Origin of the sequence: Lysobacter claricitrinus (genome assembly GCF_045866565.1) — a bacterium.
In the GTDB taxonomy this organism is placed as follows: Bacteria; Pseudomonadota; Gammaproteobacteria; order Xanthomonadales; family Xanthomonadaceae; genus Cognatilysobacter; species Cognatilysobacter claricitrinus.
Genome location: NZ_BAAFZV010000001.1, coordinates 142,070 through 158,207 on the forward strand (window position 1 = coordinate 142,070; position 16,138 = coordinate 158,207).

11 protein-coding genes are annotated in these 16,138 nt (G+C 68.3%); 6 read left to right on the top strand and 5 right to left on the bottom strand.

The window, feature by feature from the left end; genetic code table 11:
* Positions 1-11 precede the first annotated feature (11 nt).
* Entirely contained in the window at positions 12-4,178 is a 4,167-nt protein-coding gene (gene hrpA, locus ACKTTN_RS00580) for an ATP-dependent RNA helicase HrpA (protein ID WP_407908682.1), read from the bottom strand.
* A 99-nt stretch (positions 4,179-4,277) separates the two neighbouring features.
* Between hrpA and ACKTTN_RS00585 the strand changes: the two genes are divergently transcribed.
* Positions 4,278-4,823, top strand: coding sequence for a Dps family protein (locus ACKTTN_RS00585; RefSeq protein WP_407907936.1), 546 nt, complete (start codon positions 4,278-4,280; stop codon positions 4,821-4,823).
* Between the two features lie 166 nt (positions 4,824-4,989).
* A complete protein-coding gene (gene recQ / locus ACKTTN_RS00590; RefSeq protein ID WP_407907937.1) occupies positions 4,990-6,801 on the top strand; it encodes a DNA helicase RecQ in 1,812 nt (603 codons plus the stop codon).
* Positions 6,802-6,855: 54 nt separating this feature from the next.
* On the opposite strand, the gene ACKTTN_RS00595 is transcribed toward recQ, so the two are convergent.
* The gene (locus tag ACKTTN_RS00595; protein WP_407907938.1) at positions 6,856-7,101 is read right to left on the bottom strand and encodes a hypothetical protein; all 246 of its coding nucleotides are present in this window, start codon (positions 7,099-7,101) and stop codon (positions 6,856-6,858) included.
* A 294-nt stretch (positions 7,102-7,395) separates the two neighbouring features.
* Here ACKTTN_RS00595 and ACKTTN_RS00600 point away from each other — a divergent pair, with 294 nt between their 5' ends.
* The 4 genes from ACKTTN_RS00600 (at position 7,396) to hemN (ending at position 11,818) form a co-directional block, all read left to right on the top strand.
* Entirely contained in the window at positions 7,396-7,983 is a 588-nt protein-coding gene (locus ACKTTN_RS00600; protein ID WP_407907939.1) for an NADPH-dependent FMN reductase, read from the top strand.
* Positions 7,984-8,301: 318 nt separating this feature from the next.
* Positions 8,302-8,709, top strand: coding sequence for a nucleoside diphosphate kinase regulator (rnk, locus tag ACKTTN_RS00605; RefSeq protein WP_407907940.1), 408 nt, complete (start codon positions 8,302-8,304; stop codon positions 8,707-8,709).
* A 123-nt stretch (positions 8,710-8,832) separates the two neighbouring features.
* Positions 8,833-10,221, top strand: a complete 1,389-nt coding sequence (locus ACKTTN_RS00610; RefSeq protein WP_407907941.1) for a hypothetical protein — start codon at positions 8,833-8,835, stop codon at positions 10,219-10,221.
* Positions 10,222-10,417: 196 nt separating this feature from the next.
* Positions 10,418-11,818 carry an oxygen-independent coproporphyrinogen III oxidase gene (gene hemN, locus ACKTTN_RS00615; RefSeq protein WP_407907942.1) on the top strand — a complete coding sequence of 467 codons (1,401 nt, stop codon included), beginning with the start codon at positions 10,418-10,420 and terminating at the stop codon, positions 11,816-11,818.
* Between the two features lie 23 nt (positions 11,819-11,841).
* On the opposite strand, the gene ACKTTN_RS00620 is transcribed toward hemN, so the two are convergent.
* The 3 genes from ACKTTN_RS00620 to ACKTTN_RS00630 form a co-directional block, all read right to left on the bottom strand.
* A complete protein-coding gene (locus tag ACKTTN_RS00620; protein WP_407907943.1) occupies positions 11,842-13,170 on the bottom strand; it encodes a sialidase family protein in 1,329 nt (442 codons plus the stop codon).
* On the bottom strand, positions 13,160-15,481 hold the full coding sequence (locus tag ACKTTN_RS00625) for a TonB-dependent receptor (RefSeq protein WP_407907944.1): 2,322 nt from the start codon (positions 15,479-15,481) through the stop codon (positions 13,160-13,162). Before ACKTTN_RS00625 ends, ACKTTN_RS00620 begins: the two co-directional genes overlap by 11 nt.
* A gap of 81 nt (positions 15,482-15,562) precedes the next feature.
* Entirely contained in the window at positions 15,563-16,018 is a 456-nt protein-coding gene (locus tag ACKTTN_RS00630) for a DUF2946 family protein (protein ID WP_407907945.1), read from the bottom strand.
* Positions 16,019-16,138: the final 120 nt, after the last annotated feature.

Below are 16,138 nucleotides of genomic sequence, written 5' to 3' on the forward strand. Positions count from 1 at the left end.
ACGTCGAGACGTCAACCGCCCAGCTGCGCGAGTCGCTGGGCGAGTTTCTTGGGCGATGCGCCGCCGCGCGCGCCCAGTTCCTGCGCGAACAGCGAGACGCGCAATTCCTCGAGATCCTGGCGGAAGCCCTGCCATGCGGGATCGTCCGCATTCGCGGCGTCGAGCGCCTGCGCGAACGGGCGCACTTCGAGCATGCGCGCCTGGTCGCGCGCGGGATCGCGCAGGGCGCGCTCGGCACGCAGTGCGAGCGCCTTGAGATAACGCGGATATTCGCGCAGCAGCGCGGCAGGACTGTCGCGCAGGAAGCCAGGCGGCGTGAGCGACGCGAGATGCGCGCGCATGTCGTCCAGGTTGCCGCTGGCCCACCCCATCAGCGGCGATTCGAACTTCGCGCGCGCCTCCGCCACGGCGGCGAGGATCGCTTCGGCCTGCCGCAGGCGCTCGGTCGCTTCCGGGAACAGGCCTTTCGCGACCTGGTCGCGGCGCGACTCGAACGCGTCGGCGTCGCGGACCGCGTCGAGCCCGTCCGACGTCAGCGCATCGAATGCGCCTTCGACGAGGTCGAGGCGCAAGCGGTCGCCTTCCTTCAGGCTCGCCGCTTCGCCCGAGCGCGGTGCGGCCGATTCGATCGCCGCGTACAGCAGCGCGGTCTTTGGCGACACCGGCAACTGCTTGCGCGCCTGGCGCATGCGATCGGTCATCGCGATGCGCAGCAGCCGCCGCACGCCCGCGGGATGCGAGCGCTCGGCCTCCGCCCGCTGCGCGAAGACCTGCAGCGATGCGTTGTCGCCATCGTCCTGCAGCGCGGGAAACGCCGGCACGCCGCCAGCACCGCGCACGCTTTCGGGAATGCGGGTGGGCGGGAACGTGGTGAGTCCTTCCTGCGCCAGTCCGTTCGACGCCTTTTCGGCGAACGCGTCGGCCGCCATCGCACCGAAACGTTCGCGCAGGTGCGCGAGGTCGCGTGATTCGGCGAGCACGTGGCGACCATAGCGATCGAGCAGCCGAAGGTTGACGCGAAGATGCGGCTCGATCGCCGATTCGTCGAAGTCGGTCGCGGCCACCTGTGCGCCCGTGAGTTTCGACAGAAAGCGTCCGAGCGTGCCGGCGAATGCGTCGGCCTCCGACGGACGCCCGGCGTTCCACGCGCCATGCCCCTCGGCGAACGCGCGCGCGAAGTCGGGCACGGGAACGAAATTGCGGCGGATCGCCTTCGGCAGCGAGCGGATCAACGCGGCCGCCTTGTCGCCGACGAACCCCGGCGCGAGCCACGACAGCTGCGGCGCATCGAGCGCGTTCAGCAGATGCAGCGGCACCGCGATCGTCATGCCGTCATCGGGCGCGCCCGGTTCGAAGCGGTACTTCACGGCCAGCTGCACGTCGCCCATGCGCAGGAACGGAGGGAAGCGCGACGCGGTGCTGGCCTCGCCGATCATCAGGTCGTCGAGCGACCACTCGAGCGCGGCCTTCTCGTTCGCCGGCAACTTCGCGTACCACGCATCCAGCGCCTGCGCGTTGTGCATGTGCGGCGGCAGGCGGTCGAGGTACCACTGCGCCATCCACTCCTCGTCGACGACAAGCCCCGCGCGGCGCTGCTTGGCTTCCTCGTCCTTGGCTTTCTCGTACGTCGCGAGGTTCTTCTTGAGAAACAAGGACCGCGTGTTGATCTCGCCGCTAACGAGCGCATCGCGCGCGAAGATGACGCGGCTCTCCTCGGGGAACAGCGCGCCGTAGTGGATCGGCCGCTTCGGCGCGAGCACGAGGCCGAACAGCGAAATCTGTTCGCTCCCGATCACGCGACCCTGCGAGCGCGACCAGCGCGGATCCGACTGCCGACGCGACAGCAGGTGCGGCAATTCGTCGATCGCCCACTGCGGCTCGACGCCGGCGTTGGTCAGCGCCCACACGCGCTCCGTGTCCAGCAACGTGGCCGACAGCACCCACGGCGGCGGTTTCCTGGCAAGCGACGATCCCGGAAACAGCTGGAACTTGCGACCACGCGGTCCGTCGTAGCCCCGGTCTGTGCGCTGACCGATCTGCGTGGGCAGGCCGGCGAGAACCGCGCGATGGAGCTTCGCGAAATGCTGCGCCGCGGCTTTCGTACCGTCACCCGGGGCCGCAGCGGCGCCATCGCGTGTTTCGGTTTGCGACGACGACGCATCCGGTTGGGCGGCGATGGGGGACGCGGATCCCGGCGCGCTTCGCGCGGCCACTGGCAACGCGGCATGGCTGCGCGTATCGGCCTTGCGAGTGCCAGCAGCCTGCTTCGCGTCGCGCGCGACTTGCGTTGAAACCATTGGCGGGTGCGCGGGCGCGATCGACCACCCGAGCTCCTCGGCCATCAGCTTCAGCTGGCGATGCAGCTCACGCCATTCGCGCATGCGCAGGAAGCCCAGGAAGTGCTTGTCGCACCACGCGCGCAACTTCGACTGCGTGAGTTCGGCGTGCGCCTGCTCGTAGGCCTCCCACAACTTGAGGATGCCGACGAACTCCGAACGCATGTCGGCGAACTGGGCGTGCGCGTTGTCGGCGGCGGCGCGCTGGTCGACAGGACGCTCGCGCGGGTCCTGAATGCCGAGGAATGCGGTGATCACCAGCATCTCGCGCAGCACGTCATGCGCGTTCGCGGCCACCAGCATGCGCGAGAGCTTCACGTCGACGGGCAGTCGCGACATCACGCGGCCGATCGCGGTGAGCTTGCGGTCGCCATCCACGGCGCCGAGCTCCGCGAGTTGCTGCCAACCGTCGGCGACGGCGCGTGGATCCGGTGGCTCGAGGAACGGGAAATCCTCGATGCGTCCAAGCCCCAGCGCGAGCATGCGCAGGATCACGCCCGCGAGTGCGGCGCGGCGGATCTCGGGGTCGGTGAACTCCGCGCGCGACTGGAAATCGGGCTCCGAGTACAGCCGGTAGCACGTGCCTTCCGACACGCGCCCGCAGCGCCCCATGCGCTGGTTGGCGCTGGCCTGGCTGATCGGCTCGATGTGCAGGCGGTCGAGCTTCGCGCGCGGGCTGTAGCGTTTTACGCGCGCCAGGCCGGGATCCACCACGTACCGGATGCGCGGCACCGTCAGCGATGTCTCGGCGACGTTGGTCGCCAGCACGATGCGCCGCTGCGATCCCGGATTGAACACGCGATCCTGGTCGCGCGCGCTCAACCGCGCGTACAGCGGCAGCACTTCGGTATGCCGGTACTTGCGACGCTCGAGCGCCTGGTGCGCGTCGCGTATTTCGCGCTCGCCCGGCAGGAAGATCAGCACGTCGCCGCGAGGATCTTCGCTGGTGATCTCGTCGCAGGCCGACACGATGGCTTCGTTGACGGTGCGCGCGCCGTCGCGCTGCGCGTCGTCGGCAAGCGGAGCGCGACGCGTTGTCGCCGTGGACGTCGCATCCGATTCGCCCTCCAGCGGCCGGTAACGCACCGACACCGGATAGCCGCGCCCTTCCACGCTCACCACCGGCGCCTTCCCGAAATGCGCGGCGAAGCGCGCGGTATCGATCGTCGCCGAGGTGATGATGACCTTGAGGTCCTTGCGTCGCTGCAGCAGCTGCTTGAGATAACCGAGCAGGAAGTCGATGTTGAGCGAGCGCTCGTGCGCTTCGTCGATCAGCAGCGTGTCGTACTTCGACAGCCAGCGGTCGGACTGGATCTCGGCGAGCAGGATGCCGTCGGTCATGAACTTGACCACGGTGTCGTCACCGACGTTGTCGTTGAAGCGCACCTGGTAGCCGACGGCGCCACCCATCGGCACCTTCAATTCCTCGGCGACGCGACGCGCCACCGCGCGCGCGGCGATCCGGCGCGGCTGCGTACAACCGATCATGCCGCCCGCGCCGCGACCGGCCGCAAGGCACAGCTTCGGGATCTGCGTGGTTTTGCCCGAGCCCGTCTCGCCCGCGATCACCACGACCGGGTGTTCACGTATCAGGCAGACAATGCGCTCGGCTTCGGCCGCGATCGGCAATGTGTCGTCGACCGTCGGTGCCGGAAGGTTGCGTGTGCGGGCTTCGCGCTGCGCAACCGAGGCAGCCAGCGCCCGTTCGAATGCGTCGCGCCGCGACGGGTCGTCCGGCGCCTGGTTCCAGCGCGTCCACAGCCCGAGCAGGCGGCCGCGATCACGCGTCATCGCGTCGTCGACGCGGCGTCGCGCGGAATGCGTGTCACGTGTCGGATCGATAGAGGGCGTGGATCGGTTCAAGACGAATTTTCGATTTCACAACGGCCGGTCGCCCGCCTATTTTGACCGGACTCGCGGCAACACGATCGGAGAATGCAGATGCAGAAGGGAACCGAGCGCAACGGACGCACCACCGGCAACGGCGGCGCACAACTCGCCGGCAGCATGCCCGCGGTCAATATCGGGATCGCGGAAGACGATCGCAAGGCGGTGGCGGAGGGCTTGTCGCGCTTCCTGTCCGACGCGTTCACGCTGTACCTGAAGACCCACAACTTCCACTGGAACGTCACCGGGCAGATGTTCAACGCGCTGCACGTGATGTTCGAGGGGCAGTACACCGAGCAGTGGGGCGCGCTCGACGACATAGCCGAGCGCATCCGCGCACTGGGCTTCAATGCACCGGGCTCGTACGCCGAGTTCATCCGCCTGAGCTCGCTACCCGAGGAGCCGGGCCTGACCGAGACCGTCGACTGGCGTGAGATGGTGCGCCAGCTGGTCGTCGGCAACGAGCACGTCTGCCGCACGGCGCGCAGCGTGCTGGCACGGGCCGACGAGGCGGGCGACGACCCAACCGTCGACCTCATGACCCAGCGCCTGCAGACCCACGAGAAGTACGCCTGGATGCTGCGCTCGCTGCTCCAGTGAGCGACCCGTCGCACACCCGGAGGCCGGCCCTGCGCCGGCCTTCGTCGTTTTCAGGCACGGTCGGGCCACGAAGCCGGATAATTCCGACACCGGATCGCGCGATGGCCCGGTAGGCGGCGTGACGTCGCGTCTCCATTGTTCCGACACGACCGAGCCTTCCGACCGCATGAGCGACACCGCCCTCGACCTGCTCCATCGCATCTTCGGCCACACGGCGTTCCGCGGCGAACAGGCGCACATCGTCGAACACGTGGCCGGCGGCGGCGACGCGCTGGTGCTGATGCCTACTGGCGGCGGCAAGTCGCTGTGCTACCAGATCCCCGCGCTGCTGCGGGACGGCTGCGCGATCGTGGTGTCGCCGCTGATCGCGCTGATGCAGGACCAGGTGGAAGCGCTGCGCCAGGTCGGCGTGCGCGCGGCCTTCCTCAATTCGACGCTCGATGCCGAGGCGGCTGCGCGCGTGGAGCGCGAGCTGCTCGCCGGCGATCTCGACCTGCTCTACGTCGCCCCGGAACGCCTGCTCACCGGCCGCTTTCTGTCGCTGCTCGACCGCGCGACGCTGGGCCTGTTCGCGATCGACGAAGCGCACTGCGTCTCGCAGTGGGGCCACGACTTTCGCCCCGAGTACCGCCAGCTCACGGTGCTGCACGAGCGCTGGCCCGACGTGCCGCGCATCGCGCTCACCGCCACGGCCGATGCGCCGACGCGCCGCGAAATCGTCGAGCGCCTCGCACTGGAGGATGCGAAGCAGTTCGTCAGCTCGTTCGATCGCCCGAACATCCGCTACACCGTCGTTCCGAAGGACGGCGGCGGCACGCGGCAGCTGCTGGATTTCCTCGAACGCCATCCGGGCCAGAGCGGCATCGTCTACGCGATGTCGCGCAAGCGCGTCGAAAGCGTCGCGGAACAACTCTGCAAGGCCGGCATGAAGGCCCTGCCCTACCACGCGGGCATGGATGCTTCGATCCGCGCCGCAAACCAGCGCCGTTTCCTGCAGGAGGACGGCATCGTGATGGTGGCGACCATCGCATTCGGCATGGGCATCGACAAACCGGACGTGCGCTTCGTCGCGCATGTCGACCTGCCGAAGTCGGTCGAAGGCTATTACCAGGAAACCGGGCGCGCCGGCCGCGATGGCGACGCCTCGGAGGCGTGGCTGAGCTACGGCCTTGGCGACGTCGTCAGCCTGCGACAGATGATCGAGCAGGGCGAGGCCAGCGGCGAACGCAAGCAGCTCGAACTGCGCAAGCTGGATGCGTTGCTCGGCTATTGCGAATCCACCGAATGTCGGCGCCAGGCGCTGTTGCGCTGGTTCGGCGAAGAGCGCGCGGGTGACTGCGGCAACTGCGACAACTGCATTTCGCCGCCGCAGAGCTGGGACGGCACGGAGGCCGCGCGCAAGGCGCTGTCGTGCATCTATCGCACCGGCCAGCGTTTCGGCGTCGGCCATCTCGTCGATGTGTTGCGTGGCACGCGTACCGACAAGGTCGGCCAGTTCCGCCACGAGTCGCTGGCGGTGTTCGGCATCGGCAGTGACCTCGACGACCGCCAGTGGCGCAGCGTGTTCCGCCAGCTCGTCGCCGGTGGTTACGTCGATGTCGACGTCGAGCATTTCGGTGCGTTGAGGCTCACCGAGGCGAGCCGACCGGTGCTGCGTGGCGAGACGACGCTGCGTTTTCGCACCGAGCCGAAAGCGACCTCCCGCGCGCGCGGCGCGCGGCGCGCGTCGGAAGCCGAAGCGTTCGATCTCGACCCCGCATCGCTCGCGCGCTTCCAGTCGCTGCGCGAATGGCGTTCGCAGATGGCGCGCGAGCAGAACGTGCCTGCGTACGTGATCTTCCACGACGCCACGTTGCGCGCGATCGCCGAATCCGACCCCGCCGATCTCGAAGAACTCGCACGCGTTCCGGGCATCGGTACGAGCAAGCTCGACCGCTACGGCGAGGCCGTACTGCAGCAGCTGTTCGACGCGGCGTAGGTCGGGTCGCGTCGCGGGATTGCGTCGAGCGCGCCGAGCCGGACGCGGCGCGCGTCAGGCCACCGCGGGGTCCGCGCTCGGGCAGCTTCGCAGCAAGGCCTCGTCCGCACCGCGCGCAACCGCGAACCCGTTGAGGCCGATGTCGAGCACCAGCTCGTCGCCCAGCATGGTCAGCTCGCGCTCGACGGTGCGCACATAGCGAAGCCCGCCGGGCGCCAGCACGGGCAGCTCGGGAGCGAACCGGGTGGGCACCACGACGAGCGCGCCATCGCTGCTGCGTCGGTACAGATCGAGCTTCACGTCCGTCCCCTTGCGGCGGCGTGGGGACAGTAACCGCGTCCCGGTCCGGCAGCCTATCGGGACAAGTACCCATTCACCTGAACGGGCCGGGCGCGACGGGACGGATGGCCGCCGCTGCCGGACCGACGGCGAATGTGACAGCGGCTGTATGGCGACGGCGTTCACGCACATCTTGATGCGCAGGTCGCGTTTCGCGCGAAGGCACTCGCCTGTCCGCACGTCGGCCCGGTTGCTGGAACGACCTGCATCGACGCCGCGTGCGTGCATTCTCGTAGGCCCGATTGGAAGCCCACCATGGCCAGCGCACGCGTGCTCGTGATTCCCGGTTCTAACCGCACCGGGTCGTTCAATCGCCGCCTGGCAGCGCTGGTTGCACGCGAGTTGCGCGCAAGAGGCGCCGACGTGGTGGAGGTCGACCTGCGCGACTACGCGTTGCCGCTGTACGACGGGGATCTCGAAGCCCAGCACGGCGTGCCCGAACCCGCGCGTCGACTGCATGCGATGTTTCGCGAGAGCGCCGCCGTGTTCATCGTCACCCCGGAATACAACGCGGGCATTCCGCCGTTGACAAAGAACACCATCGACTGGATTTCGCGCATGCGCGACGACGGTGGCATCCCCGCGGCATTCGGCGGGCCGCTGTTCGCGCTGGGTTCGGCGTCGCCCGGCGGACTCGGCGGCTACCGCGGCCTGATGGCGCTGCGGCAATCGCTGGAACTCGGTCTCAATGCGCGGGTGATTCCACAGATGGTGTCGGTCAGCCGTGCGGGCGATGCGTTCGATGCATCCGGCGAATTCACGTCACCCGCGCACGTGCAAAGCGTCGAACGCACGGTGGCGGCGTTGCTCGACGCGGTGGCGGTGCCTGCCGCCGCATCTTGACGTTCGCGTTCCGAAAGGCGGTGCGAGCCGGACGACGACGCGACGACCGGTCGCGTGTGTGCAGGCCCCCCATGTTTCGTCCACCCGGCCATCCTGGACTGTCACCGGCACCGCCGCCATCCGCGCATGTTCGGCCGCGCGCATGAGTTCCGGATCCCGAGTTTGGACACATCCCTGAACGTGCCGGCGTGACGAAACCGCGGCGAGCGGTGCCCATCTGAACGACCGCTGTCGTGAACGCCGTCGACCGATTGACCCGCTGCGCGCCGCAAACCTACGGTTGGGCTCGTCACGTCGATGCCCGGGGAGGGAGCCGCCATGCAGACGCCGCGCATCATCATGTCGACGCGTGACGCTCGACGACTCGAGACATTGCTGGCGTCGCCCGTATTCGCCGGCTCGGAAAGTGCACAACACCTCGAAGAGGAAATCGCGCGCGCGGACGTCCGCCAGCCGCAGGATGTTCCGGCCGACGTGGTGACGATGGATTCCAGTGTCGTCATCGAGGACGAGAGCACCGGCGCCGAACGCACGGTGCGCGTGGTGTATCCCGACGTCGCCTCTGCGAGCGCGCAGTACGTGTCGGTGTTCGCACCGGTCGGCGCGGCGTTGCTCGGCCTGAGCGTCGGCGATGCGATCGATTGGCCGATGCCCGGCGGCCGCATGGCGCGCCTGCGCCTCAAGGCCGTGCTCTACCAGCCCGACGCGGCCGGCATGCCCGAATAACTCTGCGTAGCGGTCGTGAACCTTGCGCACGTAAACGCGTGCCGCCGTCACGGACAAGCAGACGCGCCGGGCAGACCGCGAACTACAATGCGCGACGCCTGCTTCGCCTGCCGGGAAACGTTCTTGAACGTCGCATTGCTGATCGCTTCTGTCGCTGCATCGCTGATGCAGGCATCTCCCGCATCGGCGCAACACGCGTCCCACGCCGGCATGCACATGCCGCCTGCGCCACCCGCGCAGACGGCCGAAGACGCACCGTCGCCCGCACCGGTCGACCACTCGACGATGCAGCACGGCGACATGGGCGGCATGGCGATGCCGGAGCATCGGTCCCGCATGGCGATGACCGGCGCGCTCGGGTCGTATGCGATGGGCCGCGAGAGTTCCGGCACGTCATGGCAACCGGACACGTCGCGCCACGACGCCCTGCATGCCATGCACGGCGACTGGATGTTGATGGCGCACGGTGTGGTCAACGTCGTCGCCGATCACCAGTCCGGTCCGCGCGGGGATGACGCGACCTTCGTATCGGGCATGCTCATGGGCATGGCGCGGCGTCCGCTCGGCGACGGCACGCTGCAGTTCAAGGCGATGCTCAGCCCCGATCCGTTGATGGGCGCGCGCGGCTATCCGCTGCTGCTTGCGAGCGGCGAAACCGCGAACGGCGAGGATCGCCTCGTCGACCGCCAGCATCCGCACGACGCCTTCATGGAACTGTCCGCGTCGATATCGCACAACCTGGGTCCCGCGAGCAGCGTGTTCGTCTATGGCGGCCTGCCCGGCGAACCGGCATTCGGCCCGCCGGCGTTCATGCATCGCGAAGCGATCATGGACTCGCCGGAAGCGCCGATCACGCATCACTGGCTCGATTCCACGCACATCAGCATGGGCGTGCTGACGGCGGGCGTGGTGCACGATCGCACGAAGATCGAAGTCAGCCGCTTCAACGCACGCGAACCGGACCAGCATCGCTGGAACATCGAAACCGGCGCGCTGGATTCGACCGCCGTGCGCGCGTCTTGGAATCCGACCGGTACGCTCGCGCTGCAGGCCAGCTGGGGCGACTTCCGGGATCCCGAACTGCTGGAGCCGGGCGTGGATCAGAAGCGCTGGTCCGCGAGTGCGCTGTACGCGCGCGACGTGGCGCCGGGACGGCGCGTCGCGGCGACGCTCGCCTGGGGCCGCAAGTCGGTCCAGCATCACGGCGAGTCGTTCGATGACGACGCGTTCGCCGCCGAGGCATCGCTGAAGCAGGACGACTGGACGTTCTTCAGCCGCGGCGAACTCACCGAGAACCGCGAACTGGTCGACGCGGACGACGGGCACGGCGCGGCGTATCGCGTTGGCAAGGTGTCGCTGGGCGTCGTGCGCGACATGCGCATCAGTCGCAGTGTTTCGTTCGGTGTCGGTGGCCTGGTCGCGGTCGATTTCGTGCCGGAAGGGCTGGCCGATGCATACGGCGGCCGACACGCGACCGGCGCGATGGCGTTCGCCCGCTTCAAACTCGACTAGGCGCTGCGGGCCGACGACGTGCGCGCGCTGTCGAACCGACCCTTCAAACCGGCGATGTGCGCATGATCGATCGACACGGGCCCCGCCCGGCTGCCGCCTGCGCCGGGTCGGCCCCGATGGTGCGCGGCGCGGCGCAGATGGCCACGATTGATCCGGATCAAGTCGCGACGGCCGCCCTGCCGATAGCGTGCGGTCCGTGGCCACGAACGACGCCCTCCTCGACCGCGCATTGCTGGAGCGGTACAACCGCCCGGGCCCGCGATACACGTCGTATCCGACGGCGCCGCAGTTCCGCGAGGACTTCCGCGAAGCGGAGCTGCATGCGGCGATCGCGGCGAGCAACGGCGACCCGATCCCGCGACGGCTGTCGCTGTACGTGCACGTGCCGTTCTGCACGAGCCCCTGCTTCTATTGCGGCTGCAACCGCATCATCACGCGCGACACCGAGCGCGGCGATGCCTATCTCACGCGCCTGTATCGCGAAATCGCCATGGTGGCCGACCTGTTCGACCCCGACCGCGAGGCGATCCAGGTGCATTTCGGCGGCGGTACGCCGAACTTCCTGTCGCCGACTCAACTCGGCGAATGCGTGGACACGTTGCAGCGGCATTTCCGTTTCGCCCATGAACGCGAGCGCGACGTCTCGATCGAACTCGATCCACGCTTCATCTCGCCGTCCGACGTCGCGCACCTCGCCCGCATCGGTTTCAACCGTGCCAGCCTGGGCGTGCAGGACTTCGACCCCGCGGTGCAGACGGCGGTCAACCGCATCCAGAGCATCGACGAAACGCGTGCGGTGGTCGATGCCTGCCGCGACAACGGTTTCCGCTCGGTCAACATCGACCTGATCTACGGGCTGCCGAAGCAGACACTGCACGGCTTCGACCGGACGCTGGACGAAGTGCTGTCGATGCGCCCCGACCGGCTCGCCGTGTACAGCTACGCGCACCTGCCGGAGTTGTTCCGGCCGCAGCGCCAGCTCGACGAACGCGATCTGCCGACGCCCGACACCAAGCTGTCGTTGCTCATGCTGGCCATCCAGCGGCTGACGAACGCCGGCTACCTGTACATCGGCATGGACCACTTCGCCCTGCCCGATGACGACCTCGCGCGGGCGCAGTCGCGCGGCGGACTGCACCGCAACTTCATGGGCTACACCACGCATGCCGACAGCGACCTCATCGGCTTCGGCGTGAGCGCCATCAGCCATGTCGGCGACACCTTCAGCCAGAACCCGCGTGACCTGCCGAGCTGGGAGATCGCGCTGGACCAGGGCCGACTTCCGGTTTTCCGCGGCCTGCACCTGTCCGAGGACGACCAGCTGCGCGCTGACCTTATCCAGTCGCTCATGTGCCAGGGCGAAGTGCCGGTCGATGCACTCGAGCGCCGCTACGGAATCGAATTCGACGACTACTTCCAGTCCAGCCTCGAAAAGCTGGCGCCGCTGCAGGCCGACGGTCTCGTCAGGATCGACCGCAACGGCATCCACGCCACCGCGCAGGGCCGGCTTCTGCTGCGCAACATCGCGATGTGCTTCGATGGCTATTTGGACCGGCCGGCCGATGTCGCGCGCTCGCGGTTCTCGCGCGCGATCTGATCGCTCGATGATCACGCGCTAGTTCAACGCGTCGACAGCAGCGCGCCACGCAGCATCGGGTGGCCATTCGCAACGTCGGTCCACACCGCGCGCAGGCCATCGCCAGCCATCACCAGTCGCGGCCAACCGGTGCCGCGTCCGCGCCCCGCAAGCCTGGCGATGACCCGCTCGCGATCCACCCGCGTGCCCGCCGAAGGCACATGCGCAACGTGGACATCCTGACCGTCACCCGCTTCCGTGATCCACGCGACCCACGCGCCGTGCGCATCCAGCGCGACGTCGACGCGGCCCTGCACCTGCGGCGATGACGCGACATGGATCGCATCGCCGAAGCTTGCGCCGCCGTCCTCGCTGCGTGCGAACCGCACCGTCGGCACGTCGCCGTGCATCGTGTACCAGGCCACGACGACATCGCGGCCGTTGCCCGCCACCGCCGGGCCGTTGACCGGGCAGGCCGGCATACGCCAGCCATCGTCGTGCACGCGCTGTGGTGGCGACCAGCCCGCGCCGTGGCGCGCGATGATCGAGATGTCGCGGATCTCGCCCGCCGCGCGATCGCGATACACCAGCCGTGGGCCGTCCGCGAGCACGGCGACGTCGGTCTGGCAGCAGTCGCAGGTCGTCGCGTCGATCGCCGACTCGTTGCGTCGCGCGAGCGCGCCATCGAACACCGCGGTACGCAGCATCGTCGCGTGCTCGGGCTCGGCCACGTGGTCCATGCCGGCCATCGCGCCGTGTCCGCCTCCGCCGTGCATCGCGTGGCCGTGCATGTCGCGCGAGGTTTCACGGCCATCGAGCCACGCAATTCCGAGTGCGCCACGACCCTCGGGCCACAGCACCGCAAACCCGTGTTCAGTAGCGGTGCCGTCGGTGTTCACCGCGATCGGTGTCGACCACGTGCGGCCGCCGTCGGTGGAACGTGCCAGCACGATGTCGCGCGCATGGCCGGTTCCGATGCGGCGCAACCACGTCGCCCACAACGCGCCATCCGCGGTCTGCCGAACGTGCGGTGTATCGGCGGTATTGCCGATGCCGACGCCTTCGGCAATCGGCTGCGGCGTGCTCCATGCGCCGTCGCGCCAACGCGCGAAGCGCAGGTGCTGCATGTCGCCGTCCTGCTCGATCCACGACAGCAGCAACGAACCGTCGGGCGCTGCAGCGAGGTCGGGTTGCTGCGCGGCGTCGACCGGAAGTGTCCATGGCGAGTCCGCGGGCACGGCGGTGGCCGGTGCTGTCGACGCGTGCGGCACAGGCGCGGCGACATGCGCCGCATCGTTCCGGCCACAGGCCGACAGCGCGATCGCGACCGCGACCGCGAGAACGAGAAGTCGCGAACGGATGTCAGTCGTCATACCGCACCTCCAGTGACCACGTGCGCTGGTTGTAGGGATGGAAGTTCCAGTAGGTGCGGTCGCCGAGGTTGTCGACGCCGACCGCGCCGCTCCAGTGCGCGCTCGCGCGGTAATGCACGCGCGCATCGACCACGAGGAACGGGCTGGTGCCGAAGTACGTGTGGCTGTTCACGTCGCTATTGTCGAGCGTGTTGAACTGGCGACCGCTGTATCGCGCAGCCCCGGTGAAGCTCCAGTGCTCGCCCGGGTGGTAGGTCGCCACCAGGTTGGCGCGCCAGCGTGGCACGCGTGGCTGCCACTTGCCTTCGCTGGCCGGGAAGTTCCTGTTTTCCTCGACGATCGAATCGGCGAACGTCACGCTGCCGTCGACATCGAGGGCGTCGATACCGGCACCGGTCAGGGACGTCGCAAGCTCGAGCCCGTTGGTGCGCACCAGCCCGACGTTCTGGATGCTGGTGACGTTCGGCACGATGGTCACGTTGGTTTGCGAATACAGCGCGTCGCGCGTGTGCTCATGGAAGTACGTCGCCCGGAAGTGGCCATAGGCGACGTCGCGAACGTACGACAACTCGGACGTGACCGAGCGCTCGGGCGCAAGGTCGGGCTCGTTGATGACGATCATGTTGGTCGCCGTGCTGCCCTGGAACAGTTCGCTGACGGTCGGAAAGCGCACCGCGCGACCGATCGACGCCTTGATCGATGCGTTGTCCGACATCCCCAACTGCGCGGCGAATTTCGGCGACAGGTCCGACGCGTGCCGCGGTTGGTAGGGCGTATCAGCGGTCGCGCCCGCCGTGTAACCGCTTCGCGCGTCCCAGCGTTCGTTGCGCAGGCCGAGCATCGTCGTCCAGCGCGGGGAGATGGCCCACGTGTCCTGCATGTAGGCGCTGCGAAGTTCGGTGGAGCCGCCGAAGCCCGAAGTGCGCGCCGACGACGTGCCGCGCAGCCAGTCGGTCGTCGAATAAACCGTCGTCACCAGCTTGAAGTTGTCGTCCTGCACGCCCCCTTCGAACGTGTGTGACGTGCCTGGACGCCATGTCAGCGATGCGGACAGGGTCGTCCATCCGGTTCCGGACGCATCGGCGATGCGGCCCTCCCCGCCGTTCCCGGCTCCAGGCAGGGCGACCGTCGGTGAGCGGGTGAGGTCGCGCGCGTATTGATAGCGACTCGCCGATAGCGCGTAGTCGAACGTGCTGCCGGAATGCCGGCGCAGCGTCAGCCCGTGCATGCGATGCAGCTGTTCGTTGCGCGTGGGTGCGATTGCCGTCGGCGCTAGCGTGTATGGACGGCCGTCGACGACGATGGGGCCGGCATAGATGGGTGCGCCGGCCGCGTCGTGCAGATACGTTTCGGCGTCGCGATCCGCATCGTTCGTCCACACGCCGAAGACGTAGCTCAACCGAAGATCCGCTGCGAAGTCGTAGGCGAGCTTGAGCTTGGCTTCGTCCTGCGCGGTATCGGTCTGCCCGTACGCACCGACGATGAAGTACGGCGCGTTCTTCGTGTTGCGGTCGGCAATGGCGCCGGTCACGACGGTCCCGGCCGGATTGGCCGGCGCGGGCGTATTGGGCGGCGTCACGCTAGCGAACGCGATCGGGTGGCCATGGCTGTCGAGTCGATTCAGCGACAACCATGCCGACAGCGCGCCCCAGCGATCACCGAACGACGCCCCCAGCGACGTTGCCGGGAACGTGTCGTCTGTGCCGTACACGTGGAAGCGTTCGACGCTGTAGCCAACGCGCGCATGCGCTTCGAAGCGCTGCGGCATGCGCGTCACGTAGTCCACCACCGCGCCGACCGAATTGCCGGAGTACGCCGCGGAAAACGGGCCGTACAGCACGTCGACGCGCTCGATTTCCTCGGGATTCACCAGTCCCCAGCGCGGCGTGAACGTCGCGCCATTGCCAAGCAGGTTCGACAACAGGATGCCGTCGGCATACACCAGCGAACGCGCGCTGTTGTTGGTGCCGGATGCACGCGTTGCGAGCACCGCGTGGTCGTAGTCACCGATGTAGCGTTTGCGCACCAGCAGGCTCGGCAGATATTTCAGTGCATCCTCGGCGTCGGTGGCGTTGATCGTGCGCATGACCTGTTCGCCGGTGACGCCTTCCATCGTGGTCGGCAGTCGCGTCGGCAATGAAGTGGGTTGCAGGCCGCGGACGTACAGTGTTTCGAACGTCACCGGGTCGCGCGGCGCGGCGGGATCATGGGTGGGTTCGTCGGCGGCGAGCGCCGTTTGGCTCGCCAATGCGGCGAGCAGCATGAAAGCCAAGCGCGCGTAGCGCAGGCCGTGGGAGTTCGGGGTTTTCATCGCAGGATCGCGCAGGTGCGGCCCGTCACGAGTGCACGCGCGGGTCGACGGTCGGATGGTGCGCGGCGGGCCGCGCAGCGTTCAGGTCGCGATGTAGGGCGGCGGACCCTGTGCACCGAGTGCAGGCACCGGCGCGGCGGTAGCGCGTTGCACGACCGCGCGCACCGACCACGGCGCGAGCGCGAGCGGCGCCGCGGGCGACCACGACACGCGGGAGGCATCGGTCAGGCCCGACAGCAGCGGGCAATACGGACAATCGTGGCTGTCGTGCGACGGCGCGCGTTCGGGAGCCGGCGCGCGCGCCGCCATGCGCGCCATCATCGCCATGTGCACGCGATGCTGTTCCGGCGTCATGCCAGCCATGTCGTGCATCGACATCCCGTGCATCGATTGCTGCATTGTGTGCGAGGGCGTGGCCTCGCCATCGGCACAGGCGACCGGACCCGCGCCGAGCCGGCCGATCGTCGGCAACAACGCGAGCAGCAACACCGCCACGAGGGCGAGCACTGCGGACGGTGTGCGGGCGACGGCGGGCATGGCGCTATTGTCTCCCCGCGCGGCCGGCAGCGTCTTGGCGTCGATCAAGCCTCACGACGGCCGGAAGGATTCTGCGGGGCGCATTCGGCGAAAAGTCCCGCGTGCTCGGATGGCGCGTCA

Coding starts and splice junctions, on each gene's coding strand:
- ACKTTN_RS00620 (WP_407907943.1), bottom strand. CDS start 13,170: ATGACGACTGACATCCGTTCGCGACTTCTCGTTCTCGCGGTCGCGGTC.
- ACKTTN_RS00630 (WP_407907945.1), bottom strand. CDS start 16,018: ATGCCCGCCGTCGCCCGCACACCGTCCGCAGTGCTCGCCCTCGTGGCG.
- ACKTTN_RS00625 (WP_407907944.1), bottom strand. CDS start 15,481: ATGAAAACCCCGAACTCCCACGGCCTGCGCTACGCGCGCTTGGCTTTC.
- rnk (WP_407907940.1), top strand. CDS start 8,302: ATGCAGACGCCGCGCATCATCATGTCGACGCGTGACGCTCGACGACTC.
- recQ (WP_407907937.1), top strand. CDS start 4,990: ATGAGCGACACCGCCCTCGACCTGCTCCATCGCATCTTCGGCCACACG.
- ACKTTN_RS00600 (WP_407907939.1), top strand. CDS start 7,396: ATGGCCAGCGCACGCGTGCTCGTGATTCCCGGTTCTAACCGCACCGGG.
- ACKTTN_RS00585 (WP_407907936.1), top strand. CDS start 4,278: ATGCAGAAGGGAACCGAGCGCAACGGACGCACCACCGGCAACGGCGGC.